Source organism: Ochrobactrum sp. BTU1 (genome assembly GCA_018798825.1).
Taxonomy (GTDB): Bacteria; Pseudomonadota; Alphaproteobacteria; order Rhizobiales; family Rhizobiaceae; genus Brucella.
On the sequence record CP076355.1, the window covers coordinates 234056 to 248284 of the forward strand.

Below are 14229 nucleotides of genomic sequence, written 5' to 3' on the forward strand. Positions count from 1 at the left end.
GAAAAATACGCCCTTGAATTATTGGATAGATTACGAAAAGATGATTAATGGAGTCCAGTTTAAACCTTGAGGGGATCAAAGTGAAAATCCTGGCCCGAAACCGCCACGCATTATCGGTCGTCATTCTTTCCGGCACAACCTTCGCTGCCATCGTTGCAGCACATGCGCAGGAAACAGCAAGCCCCACCGTGCTTGCACCGATTGTTGTGAATAGCGGTTCGGAAGATCCAACCGCTCCCGTCAAAGGCTATGTTGCCAGAACAAGCATCAGCGCGACCAAGACCGGCACACCGCTGGTTGAAACCCCGCAGTCTATTTCGGTCATTACGGCTGACCAGTTGAAAGCGCAGGATGCGCAAACCCTTGGGCAAGCGCTTGGCTATACGCCGGGTGTGGTTTCCGAACCCTATGGTTCCGACCCGCGCTTTGATTCACCGCTGATCCGTGGTTTTGATGGCCGTCAGGTGCAGTTCTTAAACGGTCTTCGCCTGATGCGCACTGCAGGTGCCTCGGCGGTTGATCCTTATATGCTTGAGCGTATCGAAGTGGTGCGCGGACCTGCTTCGGTGATGTTCGGTCAGGGTAATCCCGGTGGCCTGATCAATATGATCAGCAAGCGCCCGACGTTTGAGAAGTTCGGCGAGATCGGCGTTCAGGCTGGCAGCTATGACACCTATGGCACCTATTTCGATTTTGGCGGTCCTGTCGCGGAAAGTGATCAGTTTGCTTATCGCCTGACGGGCATGGTGCGCAAAGCTGGCACACAGACTGACTATCTCGACAATGATCGCTATTTCATCGCGCCCGCTTTCACATGGAAGCCGGATGAAGATACCAAGCTCACCATTCTCACCAGCTTCCAGCATGACAATCCAAGCTCACCTTCGGGCTTGCCTGCACAGCTCACATTGAACGCGACCGATTACAGCCTGCCACGCGACTTCTATGTCGGCGATCCAAGCTATGACGATTCAAGCCGCAATGTCGTCAATCTCGGTTATGAGCTTGAACATCGCATCAACGAAACATGGACCTTCCGGCAGAACGCGCGTTATACCAATCAACGCTGGGATTATACGGCGCTTGGCATGGCATCGACCGGTCTCGCAAAGGACGGCCGCACGATCAACCGCACGGCCACAGTTCAGAACGAACGCCTGAACACGTTCAATATCGATAATAATCTGGTCGCCGAGTTCGATACAGGTCTGGTCGAGCACAAGTTTCTTGTCGGTGTCGACTATCGCTATTTCGACAATAGTGCCGGAACGCAGTTCTGGAGTGCGACCACACTGGATGCCTACAACCCTGTCTATGGTGGGCCGATCAAGTACCTGACCGCGAAGCCGACCGTTAACACGCTTGTCGATTCCCGCATGACGCAGGTTGGTATCTATGCGCAGGACGAGCTGGCCTATGAAAACTGGCGCGCGACTTTCGCTCTGCGTCAGGATTGGGCTTCGACCCGCGGCACCTCTACCAATCGCAATACCAATACACCACGCCCGCTTGATCAGGATGATGAGAAACTGACCGGCCGTGCAGGCCTTGGTTATGTGTTTGACAATGGCATCGCGCCTTATGTCAGCTATTCGACTTCGTTTGAACCTGTAGCAGTTTCGGCAACCGCAGGTGTATTGCAGCCAACGACCGGCAAGCAGTGGGAAGCAGGCGTAAAATATCAGCCAAATGGCTGGGATGGTTATTTTGCTGCAGCGGTTTATGATCTGCGCCAGCAGAATGTGCCAATCAGCGTTCCGCTGCCGGGCGGAACCGGTTCCACGACTGAACAGATCGGCGAAATTCAGGTTAAGGGGCTTGAGCTTGAAGGTGTGACCAGCCTTGCCCAAGGCCTCGATCTGCGTGCAGCCTACACCTATATGAAGGCCGAAATCGTAAGCGGCAAGGATGACGGAAATCGTCCGCCGAACGTGCCAGAACATGCAGCCAGCCTTTGGCTTGATTACACCTTCCAAGAAGGTTCCGTGCTTGAAGGATTTGGCGTTGGTGGCGGTGTGCGCTATCTTGGCCAGCGCTTTGGCGATACAGGGAATACGCTTGATCTTGATGGCGTGACCCTCGCCGATGCTGCAATCCACTATCAGAAGGATCACATCAGGGCGTCGCTCAATATCAAGAATATTGCGGACAAGAAGTATGTCGCAAGTTGCAGTTCTTTCGGATGTAACTATGGTGACGGCAGAACCTATATGAGCAAGCTGACATTTACATGGTAACAGGCCCGCAACGCGGATCGTTAGTCTCTGCATCTAAAATCAGCCGCCGGAAAGCCCTTGGCCTTCTGGCGGCTTTGGCTTTGCCGAATGTGGCACGCGCCAATCCATTTCCGCGTATTGCGGCAATCGATTGGGCCATGCTCGAATGTCTGGTGGCATTGGGTGTCACGCCGATTGCGGCAACAGAGCTGATCCGGTTTCGTGAAGATGCGGTTGAGCCGCAATTGCCTGCTTCGGTTGTCGATCTCGGTCTGCGTGGTTCGCCGAATTTCGAGCTGCTTTATCTGCTCAAGCCTGATCTGATCCTGAGTTCCCCTTTTTATACCCGGCATGAAGAGGCGATGAAATCGATAGCGCCGATCATGTCGTTGCCGTTTTACGTGCGCGGCGAGGGGCCCTATGAGAAGTCGCTGCAAGCTGTAACGGCGCTGGGCGATAAGCTTGAACTCAGCGCCAAAGCATCAAGTGTTATTGAGGCTCAGGCGAAGTTTATTGCCGAGACCAAAGAGACGTTGAAACCTTTTGCATCGCGCCCGACCTACCTCATCAATATTGGCGATGCGCGCCATTTCCGCGCTTTCGGCAATGACAGCATGTTTGGTGATGTGCTGGAGCGGCTTGGTCTGCCAAACGCTTGGACGGATCGCTCGCGCTTTACATTTGCGGCCCCCGTTCCGCTGGAAAATCTGGCAGCAAATCCTGATGCGCGCATCATCATCATCTCGGATATTCCAGTTGAATCGCGCAACAGCCTGCGCAACAGCGTGATCTGGCAATCGCTCAAACCTGTCCGCGACGGCCGTGTCTATATGGTGGGTAACATCAATCCCTATGGCGGACTGACCGCCGGATTGCGATTTGCACGGCTTCTGAGCCGGGCGTTGCAGGCAAGCGGCGAGGCATTCCTGTGACCCGTGGCGGACTGATTTCAAGCGCTGTAATCGGCATTATGATTGCTCTTGGGCTGTTTCTCTGGAACGCCAACGCGTTTTTGCCTTTTGCGCAATGGCCTTCGCTGCCGTTTAATCCGCAAAACATGAGTACCGAGCAGGTCATCCTGGCCTATGCGCTGTTTCCGCGTGCTTCCGTTGCGATTTTTGCCGGTGCAGCACTGGGGCTGGCGGGTGCGTTGCTGCAGCGTTTGCTCAACAACCCGATTGCCGATCCATCGACGCTTGGTGTGTCATCGGGCGCGCAGCTGGCAATCGTTACGGCAACGCTGTTCTTCCCGACAGTGCTTGACCAGTTTCGGTGGGCGGTGGCGCTTTCGGGTGCTGGTGTTGCGACCGCAATCGTGTTTCTGCTTGGCTGGCGCAGTCGGCTTGAGCCAGTGACGATGGTTGTGTCCGGTCTTCTGATCGGTGTGACATGCAGTGCGATTTCCGCCGCGATGACGCTATCGCAAGGCCAGTATCTCATGTCGCTTGTGACATGGAACGGCGGTTCGCTGAGCCAGCAGGACTGGTCATCGACAGTCGCTCTTGCTTTGCAATTCCTCGTCTGCCTCATTGCCGCAGTCATGCTGAGCCGTCCGCTGACACTAGCAGGCCTTGGCGATAGCAGCGCTCGCTCGCTGGGTGTTCCGCTGGCATGGCTGCGTGTGGCGGTCGTGGCTGTTGCGGTGGTGCTGAGTGCCGGCGTTGCGGCCAGTGTCGGGCTTGTCAGTTTTATCGGTCTGGCTGCCCCTGCAATCGTCCGTGGCTTCGGGGTCAGAAAGCCGGGTTCAAATCTGCTGGCGTCACCTTTTGCTGGTGCCGTTCTTCTCTGGATCTGCGACGGAGCGGTGCAAGTTTTCGGCGCAAATCTGGGTGAGACTTTCCCGACAGGCGCAGTTACCGCGCTGATCGGCGGGCCTTTGCTGCTCTGGCTCATTCCGCGTGTGCGTTCGACAGGATCGCAGCAATCCTCATCTGCACAGGTTTTCAGACGTGCTTCAAATGCCAAACTTGGCTTGCTGCTCATCGCTCTGCTGGTCGCCGCTTTTCTCGCTCTTGCGCTTGCGCGCACGCCGGAAGGCTGGTTGCTTCTGACAGGCGAAAATCTTCGCGATATCCTGCCTTTGCGCTGGCCGCGTCTTCTGGCTGCCGCTGCCGCAGGCAGTCTGCTTGCAATGGCGGGCGCTGTCCTTCAGCGCCTCACAGGCAACCCGCTGGCAAGCCCGGAAGTAATCGGCGTCAGTGGCGGAGCAGGCATAGGCTTTGCTTTAGCACTGACAATTTTCGCGGCACCCAATAATGCGCAATTGCTGCTTTGCGCGTCCATTGGTGCGCTGATTGCCATGCTGGTTGTATTGAGCTTTGCGAGCCGCAGAAGGCTCTCATCCGCACGCTTGCTGCTGGCCGGCATTTCGGTCGGTTCGCTCGCATCTGCCATATTGAGCATCTTCCTCTCGATCGGCGATCAGCGGTCGTGGCAGATTCTTGCCTGGCTCAGCGGTTCATCGGCAACGGCAACGCCGGAAAGTTCGCTTTTCCTTGTCGTGCTGACATTCACAGTGATTGGGCTGGCATTGCTCGCGTCTCGCTGGTTGACCATCCTGCCGCTGGGGCAGACGATTCCAGTCTCGCTTGGTTTGCCGGTGCGGTCTGCGCGGATATTGACGATCCTGCTTGCCGCAATTGCCAGTGCCGCCGCATCGCTTCTCGTCGGCCCTTTGAGCTTCGTGGGGCTGATGGCGCCGCATATGACGCGCCGTATGGGCTTTGATCAGGCTCAGTCGCATGTCGTGGCATCAGCCGTGCTGGGCGCGCTTTTGATGGTGATTGCCGATCTTGGTTCGCGCAATGCGACCTTCCCCTATGAGTTACCGCTGGGCCTTTTCGCAGCTTTGGTCGGTGCGCCCTATCTCGCCTGGGCACTCGCATCGGCCCGGAAATCGTGAACGATTTTCGGAAAGCATGATGCACAGATTTAAATATTCGGAGCGTCCTTTGTGCGTTCTTTTGCCGAAAGGGATAATCTGATGAATACGAACACGCCGCTCTTGATGGATTCTCCGGAGCGATACGGGCTTGTGAGCCGGATTCTACATTGGGCAATGGCCTATATTCTGCTCTGGCAGTTTATGATGATCCTTTCGTGGAAAATGGTTGGCCCTTCACCGATGCTTGATACCATCCGGGTTTTCGGTCCGGCACATGGAACGGTCGGGTTTCTGACGATTGTATTGGTTGTCGTGCGTGCCATCTGGGCATTCATCAATCGCAATCAGCGCCCGCCGCATCAAGCAAGACTGATGGGCAAACTGGCGCGCATTGCACATAATGCATTCTATGTGCTGCTGTTCGCCATTCCGGCTCTGGCGCTGTTTCGCGCTTATGGCAGCGGTAAGGGACGCGAGCAATGGGGCATCAATATTGTCCCTGCAACGGGCGAGAAAGTGGAATGGATGATGGCACCCGCAAATGCGCTGCACAGCCTGCTTTCATGGGTTCTGTGCGTGTTGATTGTCGCCCACATACTGGCCGCACTGTTTCATCGCTTGGTTCTTAAAGACGGCATTCTCTCACGCATGGCTGGCCCGATGCGCTCCAAATTCAGAGTTTTGCCGCAAGGAAATCGATAAAGGCACGGATACGCGCGGCGAGGTGAGGGTGGCCGGGGAAAACCGCATGGATTTTCTCAGGCTCCGATGGCGACCATGCGGCCAGCACTTCCACCAGTCGCCCGCTTGCCAGATCATCGGCAACAGTATGCTCTCCGGTCTTCATCAGCCCACCACCTTCAAGGCAGATGCGTCTTAGGATCGTGCCGTCGCTGCCAAGAAAATTGCCGGAAACCACCTGTCGAATGCTATGACCCGTATCCGGGTCGGCAAACTCCCATTCGCTCGGCTGGAAATTATAGCGCAGACAATTATGCGTTTTGAGGTCTTCCGGTCTCTGTGGCGTGCCGTGCTTTTCCAGATAAAGCGGAGAGGCAACTACCAGCCGCCGCATCAGAGTGATTGGGCGGGCTTTCAAAGCCGAATCCTTCAAGACGCCGGAGCGGATCGCAAGATCGGTTCGCTCCTGCCAGAGATCGATAATGCTGTCGTTTAACGTAATATCCAGCTCGACCTCCGGATATAGTTTCAGAAATTCAGGCACCAGCGGCATGATGACCGTTGCACCAAAGCCGACCGTCGAACTGACACGCAAAGGGCCGCGTACTGCTGCCTTTGCGCCATCGGTGATGCGCGCCTCCATTTCAGTCAACCGGTCGAGCAGGCTGCGCGCTTCCGCCAGATAGATTTCACCTTCCGGTGTCGGCGTCAGACTGCGGGTGGACCGCACCAGCAAACGCACCTGCAAGCGATCTTCCAGCCTCGAGACAAGACGGCTGATCGCTGACGGTGTCATGTTGAGCTGACGGGCGGCAGCGGAAAAACTGCCTGTTGCCACTGCGCGCGCAAAGACTTCCATTTCACCAAAGCGATTATCCAAAGCATCACCTGTGAATTTGATGAACAGTTATATGCAAGATTATCACTCTTATCATTTGATATCCAGAGAGCGATATGGAGACAAAGTTAAACAACAGGAACTCCTCCCATGCCTGTAGCTCTCATTGCTCTTACGATCGCGGCTTATGCGATCGGGACGACCGAATTTGTGATCGTTGGCTTGCTGCCGACGGTCGCTTCGGATCTGAATATCACTTTGCCGCTCGCCGGATTGATCGTCAGCGTTTATGCGCTTGGCGTCACCTTTGGCGCTCCAATCCTCACGGCCCTGACCGGTCGTCTTGAACGCAAGCCATTGCTGCTCGGCCTCATGGCGCTGTTCATCGCTGGAAACATGGTTGCAGCCTCCGCCGCAAGCTATGAAATCCTCATGGTCGGGCGCGTGCTGTCTGCCTTTGCGCACGGCGTTTTCTTCTCGGTCGGTGCCACCATCGCGGCTGATCTCGTGCCGGAAAACAAACGCGCTTCGGCTATCGCCATGATGTTCATGGGCCTGACAGTTGCAATCGTTACCGGCGTGCCGCTCGGCACATGGATCGGCCAGAACTTTGGCTGGCGTGCAACCTTCTGGGCTGTTTCGGCCATCGGCCTTGTGGCTCTCGTGGGTATTGTAGCACTTCTGCCGCGTGCATTGCCGAAGGCTGAACCAGCATCGCTCATGGATCAGCTTCGTGTTCTGGGCTCCGGTCGCTTGCTGATTGTCTATGGCATGACCGCACTCGGTTATGGCGGTACGTTTGTGGCCTTCACCTATCTCACCCCGATCCTGCAGGATATTACCGGCTTTTCCGCAGATTCCGTCAGCTACATTCTCGTGCTTTATGGCATCGCCATTGCCATCGGCAATATCGTCGGCGGACGCATTTCAAACGCCGATCCGGTGCGGGCCCTGACTGTTCTGTTCGTGTTGCAGGCGATTGTGCTGGTGCTGTTCAGCTTTAGTGCTATGTCGCCGCTCTTCACGCTGATCACGCTTGCGGCCCTCGGCTTCCTGCAATTCGCAAATGTTCCCGGCCTGCAGCTCTATGTGGTGCAGCTTGCCAAAGAACACCGTCCGGGGGCTGTCGATGTCGCTTCCGCGCTGAATATTGCAGCGTTCAATCTCGGCATTGCGCTTGGCGCCTGGCTCGGAGGCATGGTGGTCGAAAGCCAGCTCGGTCTCATCTCAACCCCTTGGGTTGGTGCAATTCTCGTCGCGGGTGCTCTTGGCCTCACAGTTTTGAGCGGCGTGCTTGATCGCCGCACTGAAACCCGCGTCGCAACCGCTTGAAAATACGAGGAATGACTATGCATAACGTAACAACAAATGGTGCCACCATCCCGGCTCTCGGCCTTGGCACTTTCCGTATGCCCGGCGAAGATGTGCTGCGCATTGTTCCCTATGCGCTCAAGGCTGGCTTTCGCCATGTCGATACAGCCCAGATCTATGGCAACGAAGCCGAAGTCGGCGAAGCCATTTTCAGCTCCGGCATTCAGCGTGACGATGTCTTCCTCACCACGAAGGTCTGGGTCGATCATTACAAGCACGATGCTTTTATCAATTCTGTCGATGAAAGCCTTGCCAAGCTGAAGACTGATTATGTCGATCTTCTTCTTCTGCACTGGCCAAATGAAGCCGTGCCGCTTGCCGAGCAGATCGGCGCGCTGAATGAAGTGGCAAAGGCTGGCAAGGTGCGTCACATCGGTGTGTCCAACTTCAACACGGCTCTGATGGCGGAAGCAAAGGCCCTGTCTGATCTGCCGCTGGTGACGAACCAGATCGAATATCACCCTTATCTGACCCAGCAGACAGTGATTGAAACGGCTCACGCTGCAGGCATGTCGATCACCGTCTATTATGCGATGGCTGACGGCAAGGTGTTCGGCGACGCGGTGTTGAAGGACATTGCTTCCGCCCACGGCAAGTCGGTTGCTCAGGTGGTTCTTCGCTGGCTGGTGCAGCAGGATAAGTTGATTGCACTGTCAAAGACCGTCAGCGAAGCGCGGATCAAAGAAAACCTCGCCATCTTCGACTTCGCCTTAAGTGACGCAGAAATGCAGGCAATCCACGCGCTTGCCAAGACAGATGGGCGTATCGTCAGCCCGGACGGACTGGCCCCGAAGTGGGACTGAAAACAGAAAGGACGGCGCAAGCCGTCCTTTTTTAGCGCATGTTTTATCGCTGTATTTTCATGCCGACATAAATACTGTTGGCGTGGTACTCGCGATAAGAAATTTGGCTGGTTTGAAACTCATGCCTTAGTCGTGCGTCAATGCCGACAAAGCGGTTGATCCAGTATGTCGCGCCAATCTGGGCGCCGACAGTGTAATCCGTGCCAGTGCCGTCCTTGTTGTCGCGGACATTGAGATCAAGCTTGCCGTTCAGGCTAAAATCGGATCTCACCTGGCGTTTCACTTCGATACTTGCGAAATGCAGAAGCGCGCCGGCGACGCCCGGCGTTGTTGATGTATCGACGGTGGTTTGCGCAAAAAGCTGAACATCGGTGCCGCGCAATGGCGACCAGTTGATGCTCGCAGCCAATGACGGCCCACTAATATCGGAGAGGCGCGCATCATCGCTGTTAACGCGCATGAAGCCAGCCGAGAATTCGCCGTTGAATTTCTCGCCGCGATCAAACATCAGACCGCCGCGCACTGCATATTGCGAGCCGCTACGCTCATAACCGTTGCTGTCCACGCGATCATCGAACATGCGCTTGCCGAGTTCGACTTCGGCAAAGGGCTTGAGTGCCGGCGAAATGCTGAAGCCGCCGCGCAGCGTCACACTGGCATAGGTATTGTCGCGGTCCTTCTGGCTGACCGTGCCCCCGGAAGACAATTCCGCATCACCATAGATTTCATGCTCGACGCGACCCGTCGCACGGCCAAAAAGTAGGCCGGTGTCGCGTTCGATACCGAGGCTGCCGTTGATGGTATGAACGAGCGGTCGCTTCAAAGCGTCCGTGACGCCGTTCGGGCTTGATGCGCTTTCACGGCGCAGCTTATAGCCCGCCCCCGCATTCACGGTTGTCTGGTCGCTCAAATCAAAACGCAGATTGCCCTGAACATCGACGCGAGGTTCTGACACGTCCTGCCCGGAGATTGATTTGCTCATTGTGCCGGAAGCATCGATTTTTGCCTGATGGCGTCCCCAATCCGATTCTGCATTGAGGCGGAGAGTTGTTTCCGACAGCACTGCGCTGGAGCCGGTCGAGCTGTTGTCACCATTGGTGGTGGCGCGAATGCCCTGTTCGAGTGTCGGACGCAATACAAACGTGCCCGCACGAATGCCGATTGGCGCGAATGGATCGGCTTCCTGTGTTGCACGGCGACCCTGTTCGGGGAGCGCGGGCAGGTTCTCACGACGCGCGCGACCGGTTTCGTCCTGCTCTTCCGTTGTGACCGCGCTGACGGGCATATTGTCGGTGGCAAGGAAGCGTGGTGCTTCTTCTTCGGCAATCGTTGCTGCCTGCGCCGGTTCAATGGGCTGAGGCGGTGCGGGAGGCGTGTAGGAATCGTCTGCAAGATTATCCTGTGCAGGCGCATTCGGATTTGCAGGATCAATATCGCGATTGGCGTTCTGTTCTGACGAGGAAATGGGAAGATTACCGTCTTCGTCCAGATCGCCGCGCAGCTGCGTATCCTGTGCAAATGCAATCGAATTGCTGATTGCCAGGGCAACCCCTGCCAGCAACAGGCTTCTCAGCCTGCGGGCAAAAGGCGATGGTCCGCCCGATGGGATATTGGCAAAAAGCATATTGTCTTCAAACCGTTGCAACGTGGTAAGCGAACGGTAAACGGACATGGTTAATTCTTTATTGACGATTGCGTTTTGAGCGTCGTTATTGTGCGTCAACAAATACTTGGACAAGCAGCAGCGAAGGCGCTAACCGTTGGCGTCATGACAAAGCTCGACACGACACATGAAGCCGCGCCTGCGGAGGATTCGATTGCCTCGGCTCTGCGCACCATCAAGACCGAGAATGCGGGCCTCGTAGCGCTTGAAGATGCGCTGAACAACGGCCTTGCTGCACCCTTTGCGGAAGCGGTCAGGACGATTGTTGCCTCGAAGGGCCGTCTCGTGGTGACTGGCGTGGGCAAGAGCGGGCATATTGGCACCAAGCTTGCCGCAACTTTTGCATCGACTGGTACGTCCGCTTTCTTCGTGCATTCGGCGGAAGCCAATCACGGCGATCTTGGCATGATCGGTACGGATGATGTCATTCTCGCAATTTCGTGGTCGGGCGAAACGGCGGAACTCAAGGGCATCGTCAATTATTCGCAACGCTTCCGCATTCCGCTGATCGCAATTACCGCGGGCGAGGAATCGGCTCTTGGACGTGCGGCGAATGTCGTGTTGTTATTGCCAAAGGCACAGGAAGCCTGTCCACATGGTTTGGCGCCGACTACATCAACGATGATGCAGTTGGCCATTGGCGATGCGCTTGCAATTGCGCTTCTCGAAGCGCGTGGTTTCAGCCCGACAGACTTCAAAACCTTCCATCCGGGCGGTTCGCTCGGTGCAAGTCTCGTCCATGTTCGTGAGATCATGCATAAGGGTGACCGTCTGCCGCTGGTCAATGTGGGTACATTGATGCCGGACGCCATGAAGGTGCAGGCGCAAAAGAGTTTTGGCTGTGTGATCGTTGTCGATCAGGACGGTCAGTTGGCAGGCTTTATCTCGGACGGTGATATTTCGCGAAATCTGAGCCGCAATCTTTCAGAGCTGACCGTTGATGACATCATGACGCGTAAGCCAAGGACGATTGATAAGAATTTGCTGGCGAGCGCAGCACTCAGCCTCATCAATGAAAAGCACATCGGCGCGCTGATCGTTGTTGAAGACAACCGGCCAATTGGCCTCGTTCACTTCCACGATCTGCTGCGGATTGGCGTTGCCTAATTGGAAATGGAAGTGGCTGTTTAAACAGCCACTTCCATTTCAAGCGTGATCGGATCAAACGACACGATATGCACCTCAGTACCTGCGGGTAAGTCCGGGCCTTTGATGCGCCATGTTGTATCATTGATACGGATGCGGCCGCGACCGTTGACGATAGGTTCCGCAAGGGTGGCGCGCTGGCCGACGAGCTGATCGCCGCGACGATTGAGCAAAGGCTCATCCTGACGGTCGCTGGAGCCAAAAACGCGGCGTCCTGCCAGCACGAAAATAACGGCCAGCACCAGAAACAGGACGATCTGCAACTGCCAGCCAAAGCCCACGACCGAACCCAGCAGAAAAGCAAAGACGCCGGTTACGAGGGCCGCAAGGCCGAACCAGATGAAGAAGATGCCGGGCGCCAGGATTTCCAGGATGAGCAGGACAAGTCCTAAAACGAACCAGCCCCAGAGCCCAAGTTGTGACAGGAAATTGATGATCATGGCGCCCTGCCTGTTTTAGCTGCGAGTGGTAGGAACGCTGCGCGTGCGTGCAGCAGGTGCAGCCGGTGTTGGGTCAACCGGATGGCTGCCATCGCCAAACACTTCCTTGGCAATCGCACCGATACCAGCCAGCGAGCCGATCAGCGAGCTTGCTTCAAGCGGCATCAGAACCACTTTCTGGTTCTTGGCACTGGCGATATTGCCGAGTGCCTCGGTGTATTTCTGCGCAACGAAGTAGTTGAGTGCCTGAACATTACCGTTTGCAACGGCGTCGGAAACCAGCGTCGTTGCCTTGGCTTCAGCTTCTGCAAGGCGTTCGCGCGCTTCAGCTTCGCGCTTGGCGGCTTCCAGTTTGCCTTCCGCTTCGAGGATCTGCGACTGCTTCTGGCCTTCAGCGCGCAAGATCTGCGCATTACGGTCGCCCTCAGCTTCCAGAACCTGCGCACGTTTGTCGCGTTCCGCCTTCATCTGGCGGGCCATCGAGGTGACGATGTCGGCAGGCGGATTGATATCCTTGATTTCAACGCGGGTCATTTTGAGACCCCACGGATGGGCTGCTTCATCGACAACGCGCAGCAGACGATCATTGATCGCGTCGCGGTTGGACAGCAGTTCATCGAGATCCATCGAGCCCATGACGGTACGGATATTGGTCATGGTGAGGTTCAGGATTGCATATTGCAGATTGGCAACCTGATAGGCGGCTTGTGCTGCATTGAGCACCTGATAGAAGGCCACGCCATCGACGCCGACAATGGCGTTATCACGGGTGATGACTTCCTGCGTTGGAACGTCGAGCACCTGTTCCATCATGTTAAGCCGTGCGCCGATACGGTCGAAGAAAGGCACAATGAGATTGAGGCCCGGCATCAGCGTGCGGGTATAGCGGCCAAAGCGCTCCACCGTGTAATTGTAGCCCTGCGGCACAGTCTTGATGCCAGCAAAAAGCGTTGCAAGCACAAGTGCGGCTAAAATCAGCAGCGTGATGTCAAAACCAGTCATTATTCAAACCCCTTCAATCAAACCCAACCCTGCAACTCGCGACGGACGAGTGTTTCGATAACCTTCATGCCTTCTTCGCTATCGTTGAGGCATGGTATATGGCTGAAATTCTCGCCGCCAGCCTCATGAAACTCTTCTGCCGCTTCGTGGCCAATTTCATCGACCGTTTCCAGACAATCCACCACAAAGCCCGGATTGAGAACGGCCACGGCTTTTATGCCCTGCTTTGCCAGTTCTACAAGAGTTTCGTCGGTGTATGGCTGCAACCATTCTTCCGGTCCGAAACGCGACTGGAAAGTCGAGCGGAACTGCTTGTCGTCCATTCCAAGACGAGCGCGCAAAAGCCGCGAAGTTTCAAGGCATTGTGCGCGATACGGATCGCCCTTGTCGGAATAGCTTTTCGGGATTCCGTGATAAGAAGCGAGGATCACTTCCGGCTTGAAATCAAGCGTTGCCAGATGCTTCTCGATCGACTGCGCGAGCGCCTCGATATAGACCGGCTCCACTTCATAGGAAGGGATCGTGCGGACAGCTGGCATGAAGCGCTTTTTCATCAGCACTTCAAAGAATTTGTCATTTACGGTAGCGGTGGTCGTTGCCGAATATTGCGGATAGAGCGGGAACATCACGATGCGTTCGCAGCCCTGTTTCAGCAGCCGATCCGTCACTTCCTCAATCGAAGGCTGACCATAGCGCATGGCCCAGTCGACGATGACATTCGGATGATCTTTCAGCGCGACCGCAAGCTTCTCACCTTGCGCACGGGTAAAGGTGCGCAGCGGTGATTCATTTTTCTCGCGGTTCCAGATGCGGTCATAGAGTGCGCCAGAGCGCTTCGGGCGCGTGTTGAGCACAATGCCATAAAGGATCGGATACCAGAATAGACGCGGCCATTCGATCACGCGGCGATCCGAGAGAAACTCGGCCAGATAACGGCGCATCGGGGCATAGCTTGTGCCGTCCGGCGTGCCGAGATTAACAAGCAAGACACCGACTTTGGGTTGCTTTACAGCATGGCTGGCTGGGGTGGCGATCACTTTATCCGTCTCACTCATATTCCGACTCCTGCTTTGCCGGAAAACTAGAGAAAAAAAGGCAAATTACAATCCTAACAATGACTAAGGCAGTTGAATTGTCTGAAGATTACGGAAGTATCACATAAAAAAACGGCACACGCTAAAAGCG

The 14229-nt window shown here is 55.7% G+C and carries 12 protein-coding genes; 7 read left to right on the forward strand and 5 right to left on the reverse strand.

All coding sequences use genetic code 11. The features are described from left to right. Nucleotides 1–47: 47 nt before the first annotated feature. The 4 genes from KMS41_12375 (at nt 48) to KMS41_12390 (ending at nt 5802) form a co-directional block, all read left to right on the forward strand. Complete coding sequence (locus KMS41_12375; GenBank protein ID QWK79730.1) at nt 48–2237, forward strand: TonB-dependent siderophore receptor; 2190 nt, start codon at nt 48–50, stop codon at nt 2235–2237. Continuing rightward, the gene (locus KMS41_12380) at nt 2231–3148 is read left to right on the forward strand and encodes an iron-siderophore ABC transporter substrate-binding protein (protein QWK79731.1); all 918 of its coding nucleotides are present in this window, start codon (nt 2231–2233) and stop codon (nt 3146–3148) included. The genes KMS41_12375 and KMS41_12380 overlap by 7 nt, the downstream gene beginning before the upstream one ends. After that, nucleotides 3145–5118 (forward strand): Fe(3+)-hydroxamate ABC transporter permease FhuB, encoded by a 1974-nt coding sequence (gene fhuB / locus KMS41_12385; GenBank protein ID QWK79732.1) that lies wholly within the window; start codon nt 3145–3147, stop codon nt 5116–5118. The genes KMS41_12380 and fhuB overlap by 4 nt, the downstream gene beginning before the upstream one ends. An 81-nt stretch (nt 5119–5199) precedes the next feature. Next, complete coding sequence (locus KMS41_12390) at nt 5200–5802, forward strand: cytochrome b (GenBank protein ID QWK79733.1); 603 nt, start codon at nt 5200–5202, stop codon at nt 5800–5802. On the opposite strand, the gene KMS41_12395 is transcribed toward KMS41_12390, so the two are convergent. Beyond that, nucleotides 5774–6661 carry a LysR family transcriptional regulator gene (locus KMS41_12395; GenBank protein ID QWK79734.1) on the reverse strand — a complete coding sequence of 296 codons (888 nt, stop codon included), beginning with the start codon at nt 6659–6661 and terminating at the stop codon, nt 5774–5776. The two genes, KMS41_12390 and KMS41_12395, sit on opposite strands and share 29 nt — an antisense overlap. A gap of 108 nt (nt 6662–6769) precedes the next feature. On the opposite strand from KMS41_12395, the gene KMS41_12400 reads away from it, so the two are divergent. Beyond that, nucleotides 6770–7951, forward strand: a complete 1182-nt coding sequence (locus KMS41_12400; protein ID QWK79735.1) for an MFS transporter — start codon at nt 6770–6772, stop codon at nt 7949–7951. A 17-nt stretch (nt 7952–7968) separates the two neighbouring features. Next, entirely contained in the window at nt 7969–8793 is an 825-nt protein-coding gene (locus tag KMS41_12405; GenBank protein ID QWK79736.1) for an aldo/keto reductase, read from the forward strand. A 43-nt stretch (nt 8794–8836) separates the two neighbouring features. On the opposite strand, the gene KMS41_12410 is transcribed toward KMS41_12405, so the two are convergent. Next, nucleotides 8837–10417, reverse strand: coding sequence for an outer membrane beta-barrel protein (locus KMS41_12410; GenBank protein ID QWK80237.1), 1581 nt, complete (start codon nt 10415–10417; stop codon nt 8837–8839). A 144-nt stretch (nt 10418–10561) separates the two neighbouring features. Here KMS41_12410 and KMS41_12415 point away from each other — a divergent pair, with 144 nt between their 5' ends. Next, entirely contained in the window at nt 10562–11563 is a 1002-nt protein-coding gene (locus tag KMS41_12415; GenBank protein ID QWK80238.1) for a KpsF/GutQ family sugar-phosphate isomerase, read from the forward strand. A gap of 20 nt (nt 11564–11583) precedes the next feature. Here KMS41_12415 and KMS41_12420 read toward each other — a convergent pair whose 3' ends face one another. The 3 genes from KMS41_12420 to hemH are packed head-to-tail and all read right to left on the reverse strand — an operon-like array spanning nt 11584 to nt 14099. Beyond that, nucleotides 11584–12042, reverse strand: a complete 459-nt coding sequence (locus KMS41_12420; GenBank protein ID QWK79737.1) for an NfeD family protein — start codon at nt 12040–12042, stop codon at nt 11584–11586. Nucleotides 12043–12057: 15 nt separating this feature from the next. Continuing rightward, on the reverse strand, nt 12058–13044 hold the full coding sequence (locus KMS41_12425) for an SPFH/Band 7/PHB domain protein (GenBank protein QWK79738.1): 987 nt from the start codon (nt 13042–13044) through the stop codon (nt 12058–12060). Between the two features lie 17 nt (nt 13045–13061). Next, on the reverse strand, nt 13062–14099 hold the full coding sequence (gene hemH, locus KMS41_12430) for a ferrochelatase (GenBank protein ID QWK79739.1): 1038 nt from the start codon (nt 14097–14099) through the stop codon (nt 13062–13064). Between the last annotated feature and the right edge of the window lie 130 nt (nt 14100–14229).